We start from the raw sequence: 20,789 nt of genomic DNA on the forward strand, positions 1-20,789 counted from the left end.
TCCTCGATACTAATCTTTTAATAACTTTCGGTACATAAAACATTTTTTATTGTTGCTAATCATCATTTTTCTCATTCTTATCACCGTTATCTTTTTGGTATGAATACGATAATAAAATAATAACAATTTACAAGAAGACTGAGTTCTGTATCCATTCTGACACTATAGGGATTTGGAACGTTATAAACCCTAGTATAAGACTAAATAAAACAATTACTATTTTATGAATATTTTTTCCTATTTATCTAATTGTATTTTAATAGTGATAGAAGAACAATATGGTTGTCAGAAATACAAATAAGGATTATATAATTCAATAGGGTTACTTTTACTGCTCACGGTACTCAGCAGCAAAATTAAGGTTTTATTATTTTATATATCATTCAAATTTTTCCAATAAATCACATTAAGGTAAAAAATAAAAGCCAGTCTCAATAAAGAGAACTGACTTCTATTTGGATAACCATTATTATAAAACTTTTACTTTAACAGTTTGTCTTCCCCAGTTCATAGCTTTACTTTTTGAATCCATTAAAACATCAATACGATTTCCTTTAATAGCACTACCAGTATCACCAGCAATAGCTTCTCCATAACCTTCTACCCATACTTTAGATCCTAATGGGATTACCTTCGGATCCACTGCGATAATTCTCATATTAGGATTTGCCGTTAAATCATGACCCATCGCAGTTAAAACGCGTCCACCATATGTACCATTTTCACTTGGATCAGCAGTATATGCTGTCGCTACTACCGTTAATTCACGTTTAGCAGACTGTGTGTTATTTTTAGATACTTCTTGTGTCTTTGTTGCTTCTTTTGCTTTTGCTTCTTCTTTTGCTTTTGCTATTTCTCGTGCTTTTGCTTCTTCCTTAGCTTTTGCTATTTCTTGTGCTTTTGCTTCTTCCTTAGCCTTTGCTATTTCTTGCGCTTTCTCTTCTTCTTTTACTTTTTCTATTTCTTGTACTTTTGCTTCTTCCTTGGTCTTTGCTATTTCTTGTACTTTTGCTTCTTCCTTAGCCTTTGCTATTTCTTGCGCTTTCTCTTCTTCTTTTACTTTTTCTATTTCTATTTCTTTTTCTATTTCTTGTACTTTTGCTTCTTCCTTGGTCTTTGCTATTTCTTCTGCTTTCGTTTCTTCCTTAACTTTTACTCTCTCTGTTACTTTCGCTTCTTCTTTAGGCTTTACTATTTCTTCTGCTTTCGTTTCTTCCTTAACTTTTACTCTCTCTGTTACTTTCGCTTCTTCTTTAGGCTTTGCTATTTCTTCTGCTTTCGTTTCTTTCTGCTCTTTTGTTGTTTCTTTCGCTTTTGCTATTTCTTGTACTTTTTCTTCTTTCTGCGTTTTTACTTCTTCCTTTGCTTTAACTGCTTTTTGTACTTTCGCTACTCGCTTCGTTTTCTCTTCAACTTTCTTTTCAATTGGTGCTGTACTTGATAGGAAAGAAACATTTGCATAGGCTGTTTTTCCTTTATACTCAAATTGCAGCCATCCATCTTTTACTTGATGTGTTGATTCAATTACATCATCTTGTTTCAGTCTGCCAAGAATTTCTGATTCTGTGTTTGCTTCAGTACGTACATTTAATAGGTTTGCTGTTACATGATAAATATCTTTTGTATACTCCGAACTTACAAACAATTCTTTACCATTTAAATCAATTTTTGACCATCCTTCTTCAGTATGTATGACCTTTAACTTTTGTCCTTCTTTTACTTTTTCGACAACTTTTGATTCCGTAGTTGGCTTTTCACGTACGTTGAGTACATCCGCTGTTACGATAGTTTCTGCGATAGCAGATGTGGTAAAAGCCCCCAATCCAAGAACTGTTGCTGTTGCTGCGCCAATTATTTTTTTCATATTAGCCTCCATTGCGTTTTTTTGAGTTCTATCAAATGCTTCCATAAAATTAGGGAATTCCACAGAGTATCAAAACATTTGTAACAGTATATTAATACCACTTAATATACTGTTTTTAAAACTTTCTACTCCAATATTATCAAATTTTCATTTCTAATTCTATACATTATAAATCTACTTATCTTCTATAAACTCTTCATGACCTTCTACTTCACACTAGATAGTTGTCGCAATTCCTGCCAAAAATAAACTTACAATTGCTAAAAATGGCGTTCCAGCTATTGCACCTCTTAAGTGAAACTTATAGTCTTTATATCCTTTCATTTCCTCAGTACTAGGAATAACAACAAATCTTGGAGTAATCCAGCAAAATATAAGCCAATCGATTATTAATAAATCTACTAAATTGAAAATCATTACAATCCCAAAAGTATGTAAATAGGCCTCAATATACAATAATTTTCCATGGTGATGTAGTATATATGTAGAAACTAAAGGCGTTCCGAAGAGAATAATATTGTAAATAATTCCGAAATAAAATGTTTGTTTTTTTTCATTTATCGATTTTGGCAAAACTACTTTTTGAATATCTTTCGGATAATCATTTAACCAAAGGCGAGGATTATAATATGTAGACCCTAATATCATAATAGACAGTATAAAAGACATGGAAATACCGACAATCACCATTTGTTCAAATTGCCCCACAAATGTCCCTCCTTATTTGAAATTTTGACGTACGTAATTCACTTAATTAGACATTATATGCATGTTATGACTTAAAAATTATCTAATACCATTAATAAAATTTTTTCATTACAATCCGCTTTTTCCTAACGTCCATTCTTATTTCTTGCAATATGCATGCAAATTTAATAAAGTGAACATCTAATTAGTGTTGTTGAATTTCGCTAATTATTACAGAGTACATATTTTTAAATTTACATAAAGAATGGATTGGTGAAACGAATGAAAATCGAACATATAGCAATTTGGGTAAATGATTTAGAATTAATGCGTACTTTCTATACAAAGTACTTTAACGGTAAAGCAAACTCTTTATATCATAATGAAGCGAAACACTTTGAATCTTATTTTATTACGTTCGAATCTGGAGCGCGCCTTGAAATTATGCGTAAGAAAGGCATAGAAAACGAGCCTAACCTAAATATCACTGGCTATGCACATATGGCTTTCTCTGTTGGTAATGAAGAACGTGTAAATGAACTAACAAAAACGTTAAAAGAAGCAGGCCATTCTTTATTAAATGGACCACGTTTCACTGGAGATGGCTATTACGAAAGTGTAATAAGCGATCCAGAAGGCAATCAAATAGAGATCACGATTTAACTATCGTTTATCTTTTCTGAAGAACAAATGAAAATTAGTTTGGAGGAATACTATGCATAAGCTACATTTCAAAAAATTTGAAGCAACAGATTTCGATCAATACTTTCAGCTCGTATCAAATGAAAAAGTGATGGCACAAATTACGGAACGTACCATTCCGTTAGGCGAGGCGCAAAACGACTATAAAAAATTGTTAAAGCGTAATAAAAAACATAGATTATTCGGCTCCTACAAAGTGTATGACTCTATTACAAATGAATTTATCGGACTTGGACATGTAACAGTAAATGAGGATGCTACAAACGAAGCTGAACTTGGTTATATGATATTGCCGGAGCACTGGGGAAAAAGATACGGTAGCGGGATTGCAGAAGAATTAATGGATATAGCGAAGCAAACAGATATAAAAGTACTAAAAGCAATCATTGACCCAAACAATATCCCCTCTCGAAAAATTTTAATAAACGTTGGTTTTACATCAGATAAAGTTTGTGAGATTGATGGATTACCTGGGGAGATTTTGAGTAAATATATTTAACTATATAAAAAGGCGATGCTACATTTGAACTAACCGTAGCATTGCTTTTATCTTTTTTTATTATAAAAGTCCCATTTTCACTTTAATACGAACTAAATCATTATTTCTTTATCTCGTCTACTACACTTTGAACTAAAGAGATAAGAGCTTTCTTTGTATCCTCATCTGTTACTTTTGCATCATCACCAAATTTAGTGCGCACAGATGGGATTAATAGCGAGCCATTTTGAACGACAATTGTATCTAGCATACCTAGTGTAAGCAATAAAGATTCATGGGCTTTATCCCCTCCAGCAATCGACGGAGAAGCTGTTATGATAGCCACTGGTTTTTTATATAGTTCCGCTGATGAAACAAGCCATTCTAACGCATTTTTTAAAACTCCTGGAATACCTTTTGCATACTCTGGCGTACAAATAATAAGTGCATGTGCTTCACTTAATGTCTTTCGAAATTCTTCAACAACAACCGGTGCTCCAACTCGATCTACATCCGGATTAAAATGAGGTAGTTCCTCTATCCCATTATAAATAGTGTAATCTATACCTTCTGGAATAAATGCTGCTAAAGTTTTTAATATGTTTGTGTTGAATGATCCTTCCCTAATACTTCCTGAAATCGCTATGATTTTTTTGTGTATACTCATATGATCCCCTCCTACAAACATCATACTTATGCAGTCAGAGAAAAATCAAAAATATTGAACTATTTAACAAGCTGTACATTCATCAATTTTGACATCTTGCTTTTGATTCCCTAATAAAAATACTACTGTCTATAAATATCTTTACTTGTTAATTTATAAATAACTCGAAAGGCTTCTTGGTCCCCAGACTCCATTTTATACAGCCATTCTTTTAATTCTACTTCATCCAAAATTACGTTCCCCTCTCATGAGCTTTCACACTATATTCGCCCGTTTCTCACAAAAGGTTCATTTTACATAAAAAATTTATTTATTACAATAAAGACATACTATATATTTTACAGAAAGGAGGATTCGTATAATGAACAAAGAAGACAAACTTTATGCTGAAAATGTATTAAAACATCTCTTCATAGGAGCACAAGTTGATGGATTGCAATTTGGTATTTCTCCAACAACTATAAAAATTCATTTTACAAATTTTGAAGCTGCAGTTGATTATGATGGGCAATTATATGTCAACATCGAATCGAAATGGTTTTTATTTAATACTCCACCAGAAAAGTACCCTTCTAATGAGGATGAATTTGACGATTATACTGAGGAGGAAGAATATAAGAGAATTTTTGATGTAAGAAGACAAAAAGTTACAAACATACAACTTGCTAATGAATCTCCGCATTTATTTATAACATTTGAGAACGGGCAAATCATGTTTGTAAATGGTTTTCATGACTATTATGAATGCTGGCAAGCTGGGGTCCAATTTGAGGATTGGCTAGTAGTTGCTGCACCTGGTAATAAAATCGCTACTTGGACTCCTGATGAATTTACTAATAAATAAGCCGTCAGAAATCACAATAGAAAAAGTATATCTTGCACAAGGGGAAACAGATTTACGTAAATCAATTGATGGACTAGCGACTGTTGTAAAAAAAGAATTTGAAATTTAAAATCACCCTGTTTTAACAGGAAAAAGTGGCATTTTTACTATTTCTAATGTTCGCTAATGCTTATTGCGTGATTTGGTTTCATTGCTACACAAACCCCAATACCCACTCTTAACTTGATGGGCATGTATAGTGCCCCCTATTAGCATCAACGAGAAGGAATAGACCTTGTAAAAAAACATTTATAATTCCACTGATACGCAGAAAAATAAAAAGAGAATAATTCAGAAATTCCCTATGAATCATTCTCTTTTTATTTTCATATTTTAACATGCTGGATATGCATTAGAACCCAAATAACGTTCTTTTATAAGTTGACGATGATGAAGCTCATGACCAGCAATAATGTTTGCTAATGCAAGAACCGTGACTTCAGAATTGTTCGCAATTCCCCTTTGTAACCAAGCTTCTTTATCTAAACTTTTAAGCAAATGCATAGTAGATTGGCGAACAACTATTAAATTCTCAAGAAGATCTTGCATAGATTGCTTATCAAAAGCTGCTCTAAGAACATACATATCATCGTTATATCCAGGAAGTTCTGCTGTCTCGCCTCTTGCTATGGAAAGCAATCGATACGCCATGATACGTTCAGTATCCGCAATATGACCGATTACTTCTTTTATACTCCATTTATTAGGAGCATATCTAAAATGTCCCTCACTATCAGAAATATCCTTCAATAAAAGATTCGTTTCCTTCATTTGTTGCTCTAGAATATGTATGATATCTCCATCTGGTATTAAGTTTATGTACGTTGAATAATACGGGTTATATTCATTTGCCTCTGGTCTCTTTTGCATGCTTATCATCCTTTTTATTTTATCCTTATATACAACTTATCATAAATTATTATCATATTAATCAAAAAAAATTAATTTTAAAACAAAATGTCCCCATCCTATAGGATTACATTAACAAAGCGGCTTATCTCCCAGCTTCCAACTAAACCATCTCCCATGCCCTTCCGTTTCCCCAACAGTTTCACAATATTCGTTTCCGTTAATATAATAATCAATATGAAGGTCCCGGTCCCACATGTTGTTATATAGGTGGAATACATCACGTTTTGCACCTATTTCTTTAATTTCTTTTTCTAGCTTATGTTTTACATTTTCAGGTATTTGATTTGCGACGTGTGTATGGAAAATGCAGATTACAGCATCTTCCCTTATTTGATTTGCATGGCTGGAAAAAGTGCTACACCGTCCCCTTCAATTAATTGTACTGATTTTTCTTTTACAAGCGTTGCTGCTTGATCGAATAGTTCAAGTCTTTCTTTATGTTCTGGCCAAATAAGCGCGCGTAACCATAAATAATCTTCTTCATCATTTAAATTATTCACATGTAAATCTAGTCCGATTCTTTCCATAACAGGTGGACTTTGTTTTAAAAAGGAGGGCTTCTTCTCCCCTTTTATTTCTGATTGTAAATGAACATTTGATTGTCTATTTCCATACATTTCTTCCGTTCCATATGAATAACGATATTGATCCCAAAATAGTTGTAATCCCGCACTTGTACCAATTTCTATTAACGCCAATGGTTTGTTCACTTTATTAAATATGTAACAGAAACTTGGATATAAATAGGCACATCGTCTTACTTCATTCGTTTGAACAAGTTTCGTTTGTAATAAAGAGATAATTTCTTCTCGATATACATGGCAAAAATCTTTAAATTGGTAAAAGGCATTTTCAAAATTTATATCAGCATTTTCAACTAAACTTTGATAATAGTTTTTTAAACTGTGCTCTTTTCCTTTTAACAATAAATAATGGACTGCACCTAATAATAAGTTTGGGACTGGTTGACCAGGTTGTGCGTAGGAAGCTAACGTAAGAACTTCCTCATCTTCAGAAATTTTTATTGATAAATATTCGTATAAGTCACTAGATCCTTTACATTCATTCACAGAAAAGTTTCGAAATAAGTTTGCGACTTGTTCTTTTGTAAGCATTGGTATCCCTCCTTAATTATTTTCAGAATAATCTTATCATTTATTTGTTATTTACTCTATTTTTTCAAATTAGATGTCACGAAAATAGAATTTTACTAGTTTCCAAAGATAAAACATAAAAATAGAAGTTTTTTTGACATAACATCAAACTGGAATTCTTCTCCAAATCCCGCTTTACTACTATGCTTTTTACCCTTATGACAGAAGAATTCTATGAAATAAAACGTTAAATAGTTTAAAATTATCAGATAACACTAGATATTTTAGTCTATTAATTATTATAATAGACTATGAGATGGTTATATAATTGAGACAAAAAAGGTAAGTACCTAGGTGGGGCCTAGGCGGTGTTTTCTTTTTACGGCTTAGATATAAAAACACCTACTCTTTTTTGCCAATATAGGGGATGGAGAGATTATCATGAGCAACATGCAGCAAAAAACAGACGTTATCTTAATTGGCGCAGGAATTATGAGCGCAACGTTAGGATCATTACTGAAAGAATTGGCACCTGAATGGGAAATTAAAGTATTTGAAAAACTCGCAAATGCCGGAGAAGAAAGTTCTAACGAATGGAATAATGCCGGTACAGGACATTCTGCGCTATGTGAGCTTAACTATACATCCGAAAAATCTGACGGGTCTATAGATATTGGTAAAGCTGTAAAAGTTAATGAACAATTTCAACTTTCAAGACAATTTTGGGCGTATCTTGTAAAGAAAAACTTAATTCGTAATCCACAAGATTTTATTATGCCACTACCTCATATGAGTTTAGTGCAAGGGGAAAAAAATGTAGAGTTTCTAAAAAATCGTTTTGAAGCGCTTTCAAAAAATCCGCTATTCCAAGGAATGGAATTTTCTGATGCTCCTGAAACATTAAAAAAATGGCTTCCACTCATTATGGAAGGCCGTAACTCTAATGAACCGATGGCTGCAACGAAAATTGACTCTGGAACAGATGTTAACTTCGGTGCGTTAACGCGCATGTTATTTGATTACTTAAAAACTAAAAATGTTGAGCTAAACTACAAACATAGTGTTGAAAATATTAAACGCACGAAGAATGGTTTGTGGGAAGTAAAAGTACATGATATGAATAGTGGCAAAATCGAACATCATACTGCAAAATTCGTCTTTATCGGCGGCGGTGGCGGTAGTCTACCTCTACTTCAAAAGACTGGTATTCCTGAGTCAAAACATATTGGAGGATTCCCAGTAAGTGGACTATTTATGGTATGTAAAAACCAAAAAATTGTAGAGCAGCATCATGCAAAAGTATACGGAAAAGCTAAAGTTGGTGCTCCACCAATGTCTGTACCTCACCTTGATACGAGATATATAGACAATAAAAAAGCTTTACTGTTTGGACCATTTGCAGGCTTCTCACCTAAATTCTTAAAAACTGGCTCAAACCTTGATTTAATTGGTTCTGTAAAACCGAATAACGTCTTAACGATGTTAGCAGCCGGTGTAAAAGAAATGGGATTAACAAAATACTTAATCCAACAAGTTATGTTATCACATGAAAAGCGTATGGAAGAATTACGTGAGTTTATTCCGAACGCTAAAAGTGAAGATTGGGATACTGTCGTTGCTGGACAACGTGTGCAGGTAATTAAAGATACTGATGCAGGTGGTAAAGGAACACTTCAATTTGGTACAGAAGTTGTTAGTGCAAATGACGGATCAATCGCTGCGTTACTTGGTGCTTCTCCAGGTGCTTCTACTGCGGTTCACGTTATGCTTGAAGTATTAGAAAAATGCTTCCCAGAACGTATACTAGAATGGGAGCCAAAGATAAAAGAAATGGTCCCTTCTTACGGCGTGTCACTTACGGAAAATCCAAGACTGTTCCAAGAGCTTCACGCTTCAACAGGACGCACACTTGGGTTAAATGAAAAAGAAGCTGTTCACAATTAATGAATAGACTAAAAAAACGACATAATAAAAACGTCCGATATATTCGGACGTTTTTATTTTCTACTAGAAATTATACTTATCAATATTATCCTTCGTAAATACAACTCGTTCTGGCAATACGATAATACCATTTCCTTCTGCCTCATAGTCATACCCTTGAATAGAGTTTGGTTCTACTTTCACTTTTCCGATCCCTTTTACTTCAAAGCTATCCCCTACTTTTAACTTCTTCCCTTTTACAACAATTTCATTTGCGACAAACGTTGCGAGTGCACCTTGTTGTTTAACATCCCATAAACCAAATTGCTCTACTGTTCCTCGTTTTACATAATCACGCATAACGTTCGGCGTTGAAAACCCAGTTACGACTACTTTTTTATCCATTTTTAAGTTCTCAGCCGCTTGCGCCATCGCTGGAAGTGCCGTTGCATCTGGACATATTACTGCGTTAATATCCGGATACGTTTTTAAAATACTCTCCCCTACTGATAAAGATTTTTGTGCATTATTTTCACCATATTGCGTCGTTACAATTTCCCAATTCGGATATTTCTCTTTAATAATTTCTTTCGCCTTCGTTACCCATTGATTTTGATCTGTTACAGTCGGACTTGAATAAAAGAATGCTACTTTTCCTTTATCCCCAATTTGCTTAGAAGTCATTTCAATTAATAAATTTGCAAGTTGGTCTGGTGTACCTTGGCTAATATAAAATGAACGGTCTTTCGGATTTACATCAGAATCCCACGTTAATACAGTCGTCCCCTTTTTCTTTGCACGTTGTAATGATTGCGAGAGACCATCAACTGACGTAGATGAAACCATAATTGCATCGTAGTTTTGGTTAATAAAATTGTTTATATATTTTACTTGCCCTGATACACTTGCCTCAGACGGTCCATCGTACTTCACTTGTACCCCTAACTTATCTCCCATCTCTTTTGCACCTTCACCGCCTGATGTAAAGAAGCCAACTCCCGTTAATTTCGGAATGAATGCAAATTTCACATCATCTGCTTTTTTCTTGTCCGCTGTTTGGCTAGAACAAGCAATTAAACCGATTAAACAAATACACATAATAATAACAATCCCCAGTTTTCTCTTCATGACATTTCCCCCTTATGCAAATTCCTTCTTTTCCCCGTAGTGAATCGTTGTAATTTGAAATGTCTCATAATAACAGAAACAATAAGGATAATACCTATTACTACATTAGATTGTTCATTCGTTAAGCCCGTCATTTGTAAACCGTACTGCATGAGTCCTATAAAAATACTCGCTAGTACTGTCCCAATAATACTCCCTTTTCCGCCTGTAATAAGTGTGCCGCCTAATACAACTGCCGTAATTACTGGCAAAATCGTTTCACTTCCAATATCTGCACGAGCTGAACCGAAATACGCTGTTAAGAAAGCTCCTCCTAATCCACCTCCTAACCCAGAAAGTACGTATGCAATAATCACTACTTTCTTCGTTCGAATCCCGGAGTATTTCGCCGTACTTTCATTTGCGCCAGTTAGTTTTGCGTGACGACCGTATGTTGTATGGTGAAACAATATCGTAAATACTATCGTTAAAATGACAAGGAGCCATAATAAATTAGGTATACCGATAAAACTACCATTTGCCAATTGCACATACGAATCTGGTAAACCACTAATTCCTTCATAACCCGCTGCCCCCGAACCACCTGAAATAACAAGGGCGATTCCTGCATATAAGAACATCGTTCCAAGTGTAACAACAAGAGGTTCTACATCTGTCATTTTTATAATAAGTCCATTTAATCCGCCGGCTATACAACTTACTACGAGCACAATGATAACTGCCAACAGTATAGGCATACCATTCATCCAAAGTACGCCGATAAGAATCGAAGTAAGCCCCATAATAGATCCTACTGATACATCAATTCCGCCAGTTACAATGACAAATGTCATCGGAATAGCCGCAATTGAAATAATGAGGAAATCGTTCATGCTAAAAAGGAGGTTACTAATGTTTAAGAAATCACTATTTATGAAACTAAAGAAAATGAATTCTCCGAGAAGCAATAAGAAAAGAATCCCTTCCCATCTATACAAACTACGTATTCCCCTCATAGATTCACCCTTCTTTCTTCTAGTTGCCGGAGTTTCTTCCATTTTTTTAAGACACTATCTAATATGATGATGAGTAAAAGTAAAAATCCTGAAATAGCACTATTCCAAAATGCAGGTATTTTTAAAAAGACGAGTGAACTGCTTATAACTTCTAAAAAAAATGCACCTAATGCCGCTCCAAATATAGAACCTGTTCCTCCTTTTAAATGTATACCACCTAAAACAGCAGCGGCGATAACTTGCAATTCTATCCCTGTACCTGTTTGATTTGGAACGAATCCAATATTCATTACGAATATACATCCAGCGAGCCCAGCGCTTATGCCTGATATGATAAACGCGTATATTTTCACTTTATCTACATGTATTCCAATAAGCCTTGCACCATCTTCATTATCACCGACAGCATAAAAATATCTTCCAATTTGTACTTTCATTAAAAAGAAATATAGTAGTAGTAATATGATAAGAACGGTCCATACCGTTACCGGAATGCCTAACATCATAATAGAAGAAATTTGTTTATACTCATTCGGAATATCTTCAATCCACTTTCCGCCTGTGAATAGTAACATTGCACCTCTAATAATACCGAGCATTCCTAATGTCATAATGATAGCTGGCACTCGAAATTTCGTAACGCCAATTCCATTTACCATACCAATAAGAGCACCAAGTATAATTGCCGCAAATATTGAAATAAAGGCACTGTATCCATCTGTTAACAACATCCCGCAAACCGCAGCGCTTAATCCCATAATAGATCCTACTGATACATCTATATTTTTCGTAAACAATACGAAAGATTGACCAATTGCCAAAATAACTAAAATAACGCTTGATTTCATAATTAAAGATAAAGAGCTAAACTGAACAAAACTAGGATTCATTACTCCAACGAAGGCTATGTAAAGAAGTAATAAAATAATAATAGACGTCTCATGCATTTTAAATAAACGGTTCACTCCGTTACACCTCCCTTTCCTCCGTACGCAAGGCGTGTAACTTCATCAATACAAATTTCCTTCTTCTCCAAATGAGAGACGAATCCTCCGTTTCTCATCACATAAACACGATTCGCTAATTGAGCGATTTCTTCCATATCTGAAGAAATTAATATGAGCGCAAGTCCCTTTCTCTTCAAACTTTGTATCGTTTCGTATACTTCTAATCTTGCTTTCGCATCAATACCGCGGGTCGGTTCATCAAGAATAATCACTTTCGGATTACAGGCAAGATATTTCGCTAACACGACCTTCTGTTGATTTCCACCTGATAAAGACGTCAGCTCTTCATTCATATGAGGGACAACAATTCTAAACTGTTTTATATACAATTCGGATAAAGCGCTTTCTTTTTTGCTATTTAAAAAGAAGCTACTCATACTGTTTAAAGATGCAGATGTTATATTTTCCTTAACAGACGCAATTGAAAAAATACCATTCCCTGCTCGATCCTCCGGTACATACACCATACCTTCCTTTATTCGCTTATGTACCGAATACTTTGTAATGGATTTCCCATCTAATAAAACAGAACCTGATTTCAAAGGCTTTAATCCACATAACGATTCAGCTAGTTCAGTCCTACCTGATCCAACGATTCCAGCAATCCCAACAACTTCTCCAGCGTGTACAGTAAATGATACATTTTGAAACGCATAGCTTGACGCATTCGTGACATCTAATAGTTTTTCCGAATGCTCTGTTTCCTCTTGTATGATCTCTTTTTTCTCCTCAAATTTATATCCTTTCGGTAATAACCCCTCCATTAGCATGTCATATGTATACCTTGATACATCACCTTGACTTACAATCATTCCGTCACGTAAAATTGCTACTTTATTCGCAATTTCAAAGATTTCTGGAAAACGATGCGTAATATAAATCATGCCAATTCCTTTTTCTCTTAAACTTTTCATCAACACAAAAAGACTCTTAATTTCGTGAGTTGTTAATGTCGATGTTGGCTCATCTAAAATAAGAATCTCAGCTTCTCTTATTAATCCCCTCAATATTTCTACTAATTGTTGCTGGGCGATGGATAACGATACCCCTAGCTCTCGAAGTTGAATGTTCCACCCTAAGTCTTCTAGCAACTTTTTAATTTTATTTCGAAGCTCTTTCTTTTTCGCTTTCATTCCGATACAAATGTTCTCTTCAATTGTCATATGAGGAAAGATGAGCGGCTCTTGTGGTATTAAGTAAATACCATGTTGATGCGCCTCTGCTGTGTTTGAAAACTTTTGTATTTCCCCCTTCACATACATTTTGCCAGCATCGTATGAATACAAACCCGTTAATATTTTCATTAACGTTGATTTCCCGGCACCATTTCCTCCAACTAAAGCGTATATATCTCCACGCTCTAATTGTAAATTGACTTCTTTTAATACGAGTTGATCTGCAAATGATTTACTCATCTTTGTAACTTGTAATAAGGGCACGCTCTCCACATGTTGTCACCTGCCTTTATGCAGAACATTTTTTGAGAAAATGATTTTTTGTTCTACTTGTTTTGTAGCATTGTATATTTCTTTTTTCATATCTAGAACACTTTTTTCACTGGGCTATTTATCGCCTCAACTGGAATAAACAAAATAACGAGCACATATGTTTAAGCAGTGGTCAATTGTTGAAAGGGATGAAGAGCATGTCACAGCTGAACTTTGAAGACAATTTGTTAACAAAAGTAGCTTGGTACTATTATAAAGATCAATTAACCCAGCAAGAAATCGCTTCACTTCTTCACATTTCAAGAAATAAAGTCGTTCGGTTGTTAGATAAAGCACGGACGGAAGGTGTCGTCACATTTCACGTAAAAGGTACTGGATTGCACTGTTTAAGCATTGAACGTGACCTTATGAAAAAATTCCATCTAAAAGATGCTTTCGTTATTCCAACGCCAACTGAGGATTATGCATTTTCACTCGGAAAAGCTGCCGCACAATATTTAGAAACTCATCTGCAACAAGGAGATTTACTTGGGATTGGCTGGGGAGAGACGATAAGTAAAATGCTAGAAAACATTCATTTTGATAGCTCTATGAATCTTTCAATCGTTACTCTTACAGGAGGCGTAAATCACTATATTCCAAGAAATCAAAGCTATTTAAACTACATGCAAGGTGACCTCCATATTATTCCTACCCCTTTTCTTACATCTACAAACGAAATGACGCAAATTATTCTATCCGAACCAAGCGTGAAAGATATGCTTCACGTCGCTTCACTCGCTCATACAGCAGTAGTTGGCATTGGAAGCTTATCTCAAGACGCCACAATTGTGAAAGAAGAAAAACTAACGCTACGTGAAATGACTTATATACGTAGTCAAAACGGGGCCGGAGATATTTTAGGGCAATTTTATAATACTAACGGAAAACAATTAGAACTTCCTCATCATAATCGTCTTATCGGCACACCACTCTCTGTTCTTCAAAATATGAAACATGTCGTTGGTGTAGCTGGCGGTACGGAAAAGATAGATGCAATTTACGGCGCCTTAAAAGGAAAGTTCATTCATACATTAATTACGGATGAAGAAACTGCCCTCTCCTTATCAAGAAAGGAAGGTGACTCTTAATGTCTACTCTATTAGCTTACGACGCTGGTACAGGGAGCATTCGAGCAGTTCTTTTTGGTTTAAACGGTAATCAACTTGCTGTTAGTCAAAAAGAATGGATTCATAAATCAGATAGTCGTTACCCTGGTTCTATGAATTTTGATGTAACTGAAAACTGGCAGCTCGTTCAACAATGTACGAAAGAGGTTCTTCAAAAAAGTAATACGTCCTCCTCTTCTATTAAAGGTATTAGTGCAACGAGTATGCGTGAAGGCTTTGTTTTATACGATAAAAACGGGCAGGAAATATGGGCTTGTGCAAATGTTGATGGTCGCGCGTCAGCGGAAGTTAGTGAACTAAAACAAATTCGTTCCGAAATTGAAGAAGATTTATATAAAAAATCCGGTCAAACTTTTTCGTTAGGTGCTTTACCTCGCTTACTTTGGATAAAAAAGCATGAACCAGACGTGTACAGAAACATTCATTCTTTCACGATGTTAAACGATTGGATTTTATATAAATTGTGCGGCGTACTGCAAATTGATTCTTCAAATGGATGTACGTCCGGTATATTTGATTTACAAAATAGAGCTTGGGATAACTGGGTTGCTGAGCAATGCGGTCTTACTCTAGCCTTTTCTCCAAAAGTAAATGAAGCTGGTACAGTTATCGGGAATATCACAAAACGAAGTGCTGAGTTAACAGGATTACATGAAGGAACACCGGTCGTTGCTGGCGGCGGAGATGCACAAATGGCATCGCTTGGAACTGGAGTTGTAAAGCCTGAACAAACATTTATATGCGGAGGCAGTTTTTGGCAACAAGAAGTAAATATAACAAAACCAGAAACTGATCCAAATGCGGCGATTCGTGTTAATTGCCACGTCATTCCTAACCTATGGCAATACGAAACAATCGCTTTCTTCCCTGGCCTTGTTATGAGGTGGTTTCGAGATGCCTTTTGCCATGAAGAAAAACGGCTCGCTGAAAAACTCGGTGTAGATGCTTATGAATTACTAGAAGAACAAGCGAAAGAAGTTCCTGTAGGCTCACATGGCATAATCCCCACTTTTTCAAATGTAATGAATTATATTTCTTGGCGACATGCTGCACCATCCTTTTTAAATTTGAGCTTAGATGCTGATAAATGTGGGAAGAAAGAAATGTTCCGGGCAATAGAAGAAAATGCCGCCTTCGTTACATTCGGCAACTTGAAATTAATAGAGGCTCTCACAGGTAACTTTCCTTCTGAAGTGATTTTTGCTGGCGGCGCTGCTAAAGGAAAACTTTGGCCGCAAATTCTTTCAGACGTTCTTGGAATCCCAGTGAAAGTACCAGTTGTAAAAGAAGCGGCAGCTTTAGGAACTGCAATTGCTGCTGGGGTTGGTGCTGGCATATATTCATCTATGGCAGCGACTGCCGAACAGTTTGTACAGTGGGAAAAAACATTTGAGCCAGTCACTGAAAATCATGAACTATATAAGGAATTCTATGAAACATGGAAAACTGTGTATAACAGTCAGCTCGCTTTAGCCGATAAAGGGCTCACCTCACATATGTGGATTGCACCCGGTGCTCTGTAACACATTACATAAAGGAGTGAAATGTATGTTAAAAGCGAATGAAAATGATTTCTCCTATCGCTTCGGTGATAACGGCCCGAAATATTTAATACAAGGTCCGAATATTGATCTTGGGCTTGTCGTCATTCAGCCTGGGCAAGATTTTCAAAATCACTATCATACAACGTGCGAAGAAGTCTTCTATGCGTTAGAAGGCGAAATAGATTTCTATGTGAATAACGAGAGAGTTCCGATCAAACAAGGTGATGTCTTGCAAGTTCGACCTCATGAATCCCATTATCTTATTAACCATTCTGATAAGCCTTTTAAAGCTGTTTTTATAAAGTCACCACATTTACCAAATAAAGATACTGTACAAACTGAAAATCCAACATTAACGAAGGAGTGATTCCTAATGACTTGGGGATTTAAAAATCGATTAAACACAATTTTACCTGACGGCAGAGCGGTTATGTTAGCGATAGATCACGGCTACTTTTTAGGGCCAATTCATGGACTTGAACAACCGTTAGAAACAGTTAAAAACTTGCTCCCATATACTGATTCCCTCTTTTTAACACGAGGCGTATTAAGTTCCTGTATTCCTGAAAACTGCAACACACCGATGGTTATGCGTGTATCAGGCGGGGCAACTGTAGTAGGCAAAGATTTAGCGAATGAAACAATTGTTACACCTGTGAAAGAAGCAGTAAAACAAAACGCAATTGGCGTCGGCGTTTCTGTCTTTGTTGGATCAGACTATGAAACACAAACTGTTTCAAATCTCGCAAACGTAGTCTCTGAAGCTCACGATTACGGCCTGCCAGTACTCGGTATTACCGCCGTTGCGAAAGAACTACAAAAACGTGAAGCTCGCTTTCTAGCACTCGCCTCCCGCGTATGTGTTGAAATGGGAGCTGATATTATTAAAACGTACTACTGCGAAGGATTCGAAAAAATCACAAGCACATGCCCTGCTCCAGTCGTAATCGCGGGAGGACCGAAACTAGATTCAATCGAAGACGCATTAAACATTACGTACAATGCGCTGCAAGAAGGCGCAATCGGAGTAGACATGGGCCGAAACATATGGCAATCCGAACATCCAACTGCGATGATTCAAGCGATTCATGGCATTGTAAAAAATAGATTGAATGTGAAAGAGGCGCTGGAATTATATAATGATGTGAAAAATTAATGTAAAAAGATGGACTATTTATTATAACGGGTTCAGTTAAGAGGAGTAAAACTTGTTTTGACACTCAAACTACACAAGGAAAAGGATGGCAAGTGCCATCCTTTTTGACATACATTGAACTTTTACTGTTTTCAAGTTTCCTTCTTCGACTAACGAGCCAAAAATTTTAATCAACCTTTAACTTTATAGCTTTTGTAGCAATAAAAGTTTTAATATGCTTATCTAATATCCTTGTTCCACCAAAATCATCCTCGTAAAAACCCGTTATAACAAAACCAGCTTCAACTTGACCTTGGATTTGATCTTCTAGAGTATGTGCGTATTCTATTGTTTGATTTAAATTAATATAATCTTGAACTTCATCCTCTGGTAAATAATCCAATGTTGATGAAGGTATTGAATGTTTAACATCCAAAATACCTTTTTGTTCTTGGTTGTCATCAAAAATCCATAGTAAAGGATTTGTAAATCCAGAAATAAGAATACCTTTATTCTTTAAAACCCTTGAAATCTCATTCCATACAAGATGAACATCTTTTACAAACAAATTAGAAACAGGATTTACGACAATATCAAAATATTCATCTTCAAAATCACTAAGGTCTGACATATCTCCTTGTACTGTTTTTAAAGTTAATCCATCCCGTTCCGCTACCATTTCATCTTGTTCCAATTGCTTCTTAGATATATCAGTAACTGTTACATCTGCTTCAGCAGCAGCCAGTACTGGTGCTTGTTGCCCTCCACCTGATGCTAAACAAAGTATCTTTAATCCCTCTAATGACTTTGGAAACCAATCTCTAGGAACTGATTTTTCTGTGGTGACTGTGATTTCCCATTCACCTGATTTACTTTTTTCAATAACCTCACTACTTACAGGTTGAGTGTATCTAGAACCTTCTTCAACCTTCTTATCCCATGCATTACTGTTTTGTTGTGTAGTATCCATTATAATCATTCCTCCTAACTATCTAGTTGCATTTTAATTGTGACATTATTAACTATTTACACCCTTTTTCTATTAACCTGCCGATAGTTAATAAATGGTTTTCTATATTTATTTTAACACATAAACATCCTGTTTTTCTAAATATTTAAATTAATTGATTGTATTGTAAAAAATGATAATTGTTTCAGTTATAATAAAATATGAAAACAAAATAAAGGAAAAGAGGAATGATTATGCAACGAATGCCTTTTGAACGCCCTACTGATCATTATGATGAACGATTATCTTCTATTGATGAAAAAATTTGCTCTTTATTAAAAGAACGGAAAGAACTTTCGAATGGGAATCCGGGTTTCCCACCAGATGAAGCCATTTCTAATTGGGCAAAGCAGAACGGATTATATCCCGATTATTTAAATTCATTATTCTCATCTATGATGGACGAAGATGAGTTTAAACCTCGCGTCGAACCGACTAAGTTTAAAAAACATATACCCGTTTTAAAAACTTATGAACATAAAGAAACTGTGTATACTGTAACCTTTATTCGTCAATATTCTAATGCTAGTGTAATTAATTTATATAAGGAATGGGATCCGAAAAACAATACACTTAATGAGAATAATACACATAGCCTTGTTGAATTATCGATAAATGATACATATGATTGCTGGCCAGAAGGTTGGACTGGAACAGATGGACATGTGAGCTACCAATTTGTAGTTTCCCCTACTCTTCCTAATAATCTCTCTGAAATTAGCTTATTATTTAAAGAACAAAGTATGCCATTTATGAAAGATCAAGCTATGCTTGAATTTGAAATTCGGTTAGATTAATAAAGTGAAACTTTAATCAATCGGGCTTTTGACTAAAAGATGCTTATTTTTTACTTTGGTGTTCCATTAAATAAGCGAATAAAATGATCAAGCCCCTTTCCAAACTGGATAAGGGGCTATATATACACCTTCAAAGAATTATTCTTGATGAGTGCCATTCAGTTTTGAGACTTTCTTACCATCTCTATAGTCAAGGCAAGATACTTCAATTAACAATCCATTAAACATTGTAAAATAAAAACCATAACTACTACCTCTCATTGAATACGGTTTCTTGTCTATTTCAATGCCACCAGCTACTAAACGATTATATGATTGATCAACTTCACTTGAAGTTTCCACTAAAAAACCAATATGAAAAGCTTCAGGATACATAACTTCCTTATTCCCCTTAAATGCTTTTGGATCACTTAGCACAAGTATAAATCCACTCTCATCACTCATTACTACAAGTGCCTTTCCCTTTTGCTCCAAAAATTGAAAATCAAAAAATGTTTCAAAGAAATGTCTAGCTTCTGATAAATCATCAACACATAGATTTAAATGATTCAACTTCATTCACTCATCTCCTTTTAAGCAGAGGGTATATATACTCATATTAATAACACTTACATATGTAAGGAAAGATATTCAAGTGTTCCGTATAGTCTAGAACGTTTTTTAAAATGCAACATTTGGAATACAATGAATGAAATTATATGAACGATTCGACACGGAATCTCGATTTACCGATAAAGGCTGTCAATCGTAGTAATCTACTTAATTCTTTGTGCAATTGGGTGATCATCTTTTAGTTGCAACAGATCCCATAAATTCCCGTATAAGTCCTTAAATACTGCAACAATTCCGTATGATTGCTCTTTCGGTTCTCTCACAAATTCTATTCCTCTTGAAATCATTTCATTATAATCTCTCCAAAAATCGTCAGTATTTAAGAAAAGAAATACTCTACCGCCTGATTGGTTACCAATAAAGGGCTCTTGCTCAGGTTTAGATGCCCTGGCTAGTAATATTGTTGTGCCGACTGAACCTGGAGGAGATACCACTACCCACCGTTTGTTTTCTTCTGGCTGATAAATATCTTCAACTAATGTGAAATTTAGTTTCTTTGTATAAAACTCTATTGCCTCGTCATAGTCTTTTACTACTAATGCAATATGAACTATCGATTGAACCATTATTGTCCCTCCTAATCTTACTCACTGATCGAGTTTATATTATAACATTTCTAGTTTTAACCTGTCCGTTAATTCTTCTTACATCACATGCGAATCATTCTCTTTATTCAATATAAATAACCATCTATCAGTAAGCAGATAGATGGTTATTTATTCGAAAGAATATAAT

At 35.2% G+C, this 20,789-nt stretch carries 21 protein-coding genes and 2 pseudogenes; 10 read left to right on the forward strand and 13 right to left on the reverse strand.

The features are described 5' to 3' along the window. Positions 1 to 469: 469 nt before the first annotated feature. Together entB and SB773_RS14365 are read right to left on the reverse strand one after the other, a co-directional pair. Positions 470 to 1,864, reverse strand: a complete 1,395-nt coding sequence (gene entB / locus SB773_RS14360; RefSeq protein WP_410590492.1) for a cell wall-binding protein EntB — start codon at positions 1,862 to 1,864, stop codon at positions 470 to 472. A gap of 216 nt (positions 1,865 to 2,080) precedes the next feature. Next, the gene (locus tag SB773_RS14365; protein WP_002168155.1) at positions 2,081 to 2,572 is read right to left on the reverse strand and encodes a hypothetical protein; all 492 of its coding nucleotides are present in this window, start codon (positions 2,570 to 2,572) and stop codon (positions 2,081 to 2,083) included. A 261-nt stretch (positions 2,573 to 2,833) separates the two neighbouring features. Between SB773_RS14365 and SB773_RS14370 the strand changes: the two genes are divergently transcribed. Together SB773_RS14370 and SB773_RS14375 are read left to right on the forward strand one after the other, a co-directional pair. Further along, positions 2,834 to 3,214: a VOC family protein gene (locus SB773_RS14370; protein WP_410590495.1), complete on the forward strand. Its 381-nt coding sequence runs from the start codon at positions 2,834 to 2,836 to the stop codon at positions 3,212 to 3,214. A gap of 52 nt (positions 3,215 to 3,266) precedes the next feature. Next, positions 3,267 to 3,752, forward strand: coding sequence for a GNAT family N-acetyltransferase (locus SB773_RS14375; RefSeq protein WP_410590497.1), 486 nt, complete (start codon positions 3,267 to 3,269; stop codon positions 3,750 to 3,752). A gap of 100 nt (positions 3,753 to 3,852) precedes the next feature. Here the strand turns inward: SB773_RS14375 and SB773_RS14380 are convergent, their stop codons facing one another. Then, on the reverse strand, positions 3,853 to 4,398 hold the full coding sequence (locus SB773_RS14380) for an NADPH-dependent FMN reductase (protein ID WP_410590499.1): 546 nt from the start codon (positions 4,396 to 4,398) through the stop codon (positions 3,853 to 3,855). Positions 4,399 to 4,488: 90 nt separating this feature from the next. Next, positions 4,489 to 4,628: pseudogene (locus tag SB773_RS14385) on the reverse strand (sigma-70 family RNA polymerase sigma factor); the annotation flags it as partial. A gap of 131 nt (positions 4,629 to 4,759) precedes the next feature. Between SB773_RS14385 and SB773_RS14390 the strand changes: the two are divergent. Continuing rightward, the gene (locus tag SB773_RS14390) at positions 4,760 to 5,242 is read left to right on the forward strand and encodes a hypothetical protein (RefSeq protein ID WP_410590501.1); all 483 of its coding nucleotides are present in this window, start codon (positions 4,760 to 4,762) and stop codon (positions 5,240 to 5,242) included. After that, the gene (tnpB, locus tag SB773_RS14395; protein ID WP_410590503.1) at positions 5,223 to 5,351 is read left to right on the forward strand and encodes an IS66 family insertion sequence element accessory protein TnpB; all 129 of its coding nucleotides are present in this window, start codon (positions 5,223 to 5,225) and stop codon (positions 5,349 to 5,351) included. The genes SB773_RS14390 and tnpB overlap by 20 nt, the downstream gene beginning before the upstream one ends. A gap of 263 nt (positions 5,352 to 5,614) precedes the next feature. Here the strand turns inward: tnpB and SB773_RS14400 are convergent, their stop codons facing one another. Then, entirely contained in the window at positions 5,615 to 6,151 is a 537-nt protein-coding gene (locus SB773_RS14400; protein WP_060750451.1) for a DinB family protein, read from the reverse strand. 111 nt (positions 6,152 to 6,262) lie between these two features. Continuing rightward, positions 6,263 to 7,308 (reverse strand): annotated as a pseudogene (locus SB773_RS14405) (DUF2332 domain-containing protein). Between the two features lie 420 nt (positions 7,309 to 7,728). On the opposite strand from SB773_RS14405, the gene SB773_RS14410 reads away from it, so the two are divergent. Continuing rightward, entirely contained in the window at positions 7,729 to 9,231 is a 1,503-nt protein-coding gene (locus SB773_RS14410) for a malate:quinone oxidoreductase (protein ID WP_410590506.1), read from the forward strand. Between the two features lie 63 nt (positions 9,232 to 9,294). Here SB773_RS14410 and lsrB read toward each other — a convergent pair whose 3' ends face one another. The 4 genes from lsrB to SB773_RS14430 are packed head-to-tail and all read right to left on the reverse strand — an operon-like array spanning position 9,295 to position 13,788. After that, positions 9,295 to 10,338, reverse strand: a complete 1,044-nt coding sequence (gene lsrB / locus SB773_RS14415) for an autoinducer 2 ABC transporter substrate-binding protein LsrB (RefSeq protein WP_410590508.1) — start codon at positions 10,336 to 10,338, stop codon at positions 9,295 to 9,297. Next, positions 10,335 to 11,333 (reverse strand): ABC transporter permease, encoded by a 999-nt coding sequence (locus SB773_RS14420; protein WP_410590510.1) that lies wholly within the window; start codon positions 11,331 to 11,333, stop codon positions 10,335 to 10,337. The genes lsrB and SB773_RS14420 overlap by 4 nt, the downstream gene beginning before the upstream one ends. Then, positions 11,330 to 12,298 (reverse strand): ABC transporter permease subunit, encoded by a 969-nt coding sequence (locus tag SB773_RS14425; protein ID WP_113735809.1) that lies wholly within the window; start codon positions 12,296 to 12,298, stop codon positions 11,330 to 11,332. Before SB773_RS14425 ends, SB773_RS14420 begins: the two co-directional genes overlap by 4 nt. Then, entirely contained in the window at positions 12,295 to 13,788 is a 1,494-nt protein-coding gene (locus SB773_RS14430) for a sugar ABC transporter ATP-binding protein (protein WP_002032838.1), read from the reverse strand. The genes SB773_RS14425 and SB773_RS14430 overlap by 4 nt, the downstream gene beginning before the upstream one ends. A gap of 197 nt (positions 13,789 to 13,985) precedes the next feature. On the opposite strand from SB773_RS14430, the gene SB773_RS14435 reads away from it, so the two are divergent. The 4 genes from SB773_RS14435 to lsrF are packed head-to-tail and all read left to right on the forward strand — an operon-like array spanning position 13,986 to position 17,657. Next, a complete protein-coding gene (locus SB773_RS14435) occupies positions 13,986 to 14,918 on the forward strand; it encodes a sugar-binding transcriptional regulator (RefSeq protein WP_410590513.1) in 933 nt (310 codons plus the stop codon). Further along, positions 14,918 to 16,480 (forward strand): autoinducer-2 kinase, encoded by a 1,563-nt coding sequence (gene lsrK / locus SB773_RS14440; protein ID WP_410590515.1) that lies wholly within the window; start codon positions 14,918 to 14,920, stop codon positions 16,478 to 16,480. Before SB773_RS14435 ends, lsrK begins: the two co-directional genes overlap by 1 nt. Positions 16,481 to 16,505: 25 nt before the next feature. Beyond that, complete coding sequence (locus tag SB773_RS14445) at positions 16,506 to 16,868, forward strand: cupin domain-containing protein (RefSeq protein ID WP_410590517.1); 363 nt, start codon at positions 16,506 to 16,508, stop codon at positions 16,866 to 16,868. A 6-nt stretch (positions 16,869 to 16,874) separates the two neighbouring features. Continuing rightward, on the forward strand, positions 16,875 to 17,657 hold the full coding sequence (lsrF, locus tag SB773_RS14450; RefSeq protein ID WP_002032842.1) for a 3-hydroxy-5-phosphonooxypentane-2,4-dione thiolase: 783 nt from the start codon (positions 16,875 to 16,877) through the stop codon (positions 17,655 to 17,657). 166 nt (positions 17,658 to 17,823) lie between these two features. On the opposite strand, the gene SB773_RS14455 is transcribed toward lsrF, so the two are convergent. Continuing rightward, positions 17,824 to 18,606, reverse strand: coding sequence for a class I SAM-dependent methyltransferase (locus tag SB773_RS14455; protein ID WP_410590519.1), 783 nt, complete (start codon positions 18,604 to 18,606; stop codon positions 17,824 to 17,826). A 233-nt stretch (positions 18,607 to 18,839) separates the two neighbouring features. On the opposite strand from SB773_RS14455, the gene SB773_RS14460 reads away from it, so the two are divergent. Then, entirely contained in the window at positions 18,840 to 19,442 is a 603-nt protein-coding gene (locus SB773_RS14460; RefSeq protein ID WP_410590521.1) for a hypothetical protein, read from the forward strand. 138 nt (positions 19,443 to 19,580) lie between these two features. Here SB773_RS14460 and SB773_RS14465 read toward each other — a convergent pair whose 3' ends face one another. Further along, the gene (locus SB773_RS14465; RefSeq protein ID WP_044438236.1) at positions 19,581 to 20,000 is read right to left on the reverse strand and encodes a VOC family protein; all 420 of its coding nucleotides are present in this window, start codon (positions 19,998 to 20,000) and stop codon (positions 19,581 to 19,583) included. A gap of 197 nt (positions 20,001 to 20,197) precedes the next feature. Then, positions 20,198 to 20,620, reverse strand: a complete 423-nt coding sequence (locus SB773_RS14470; RefSeq protein ID WP_002084855.1) for a VOC family protein — start codon at positions 20,618 to 20,620, stop codon at positions 20,198 to 20,200. Positions 20,621 to 20,789: the final 169 nt, after the last annotated feature.

The sequence above is a fragment of the Bacillus sp. SIMBA_074 genome, assembly GCF_046534555.1.
Taxonomy (GTDB): Bacteria; Bacillota; Bacilli; order Bacillales; family Bacillaceae_G; genus Bacillus_A; species Bacillus_A mycoides.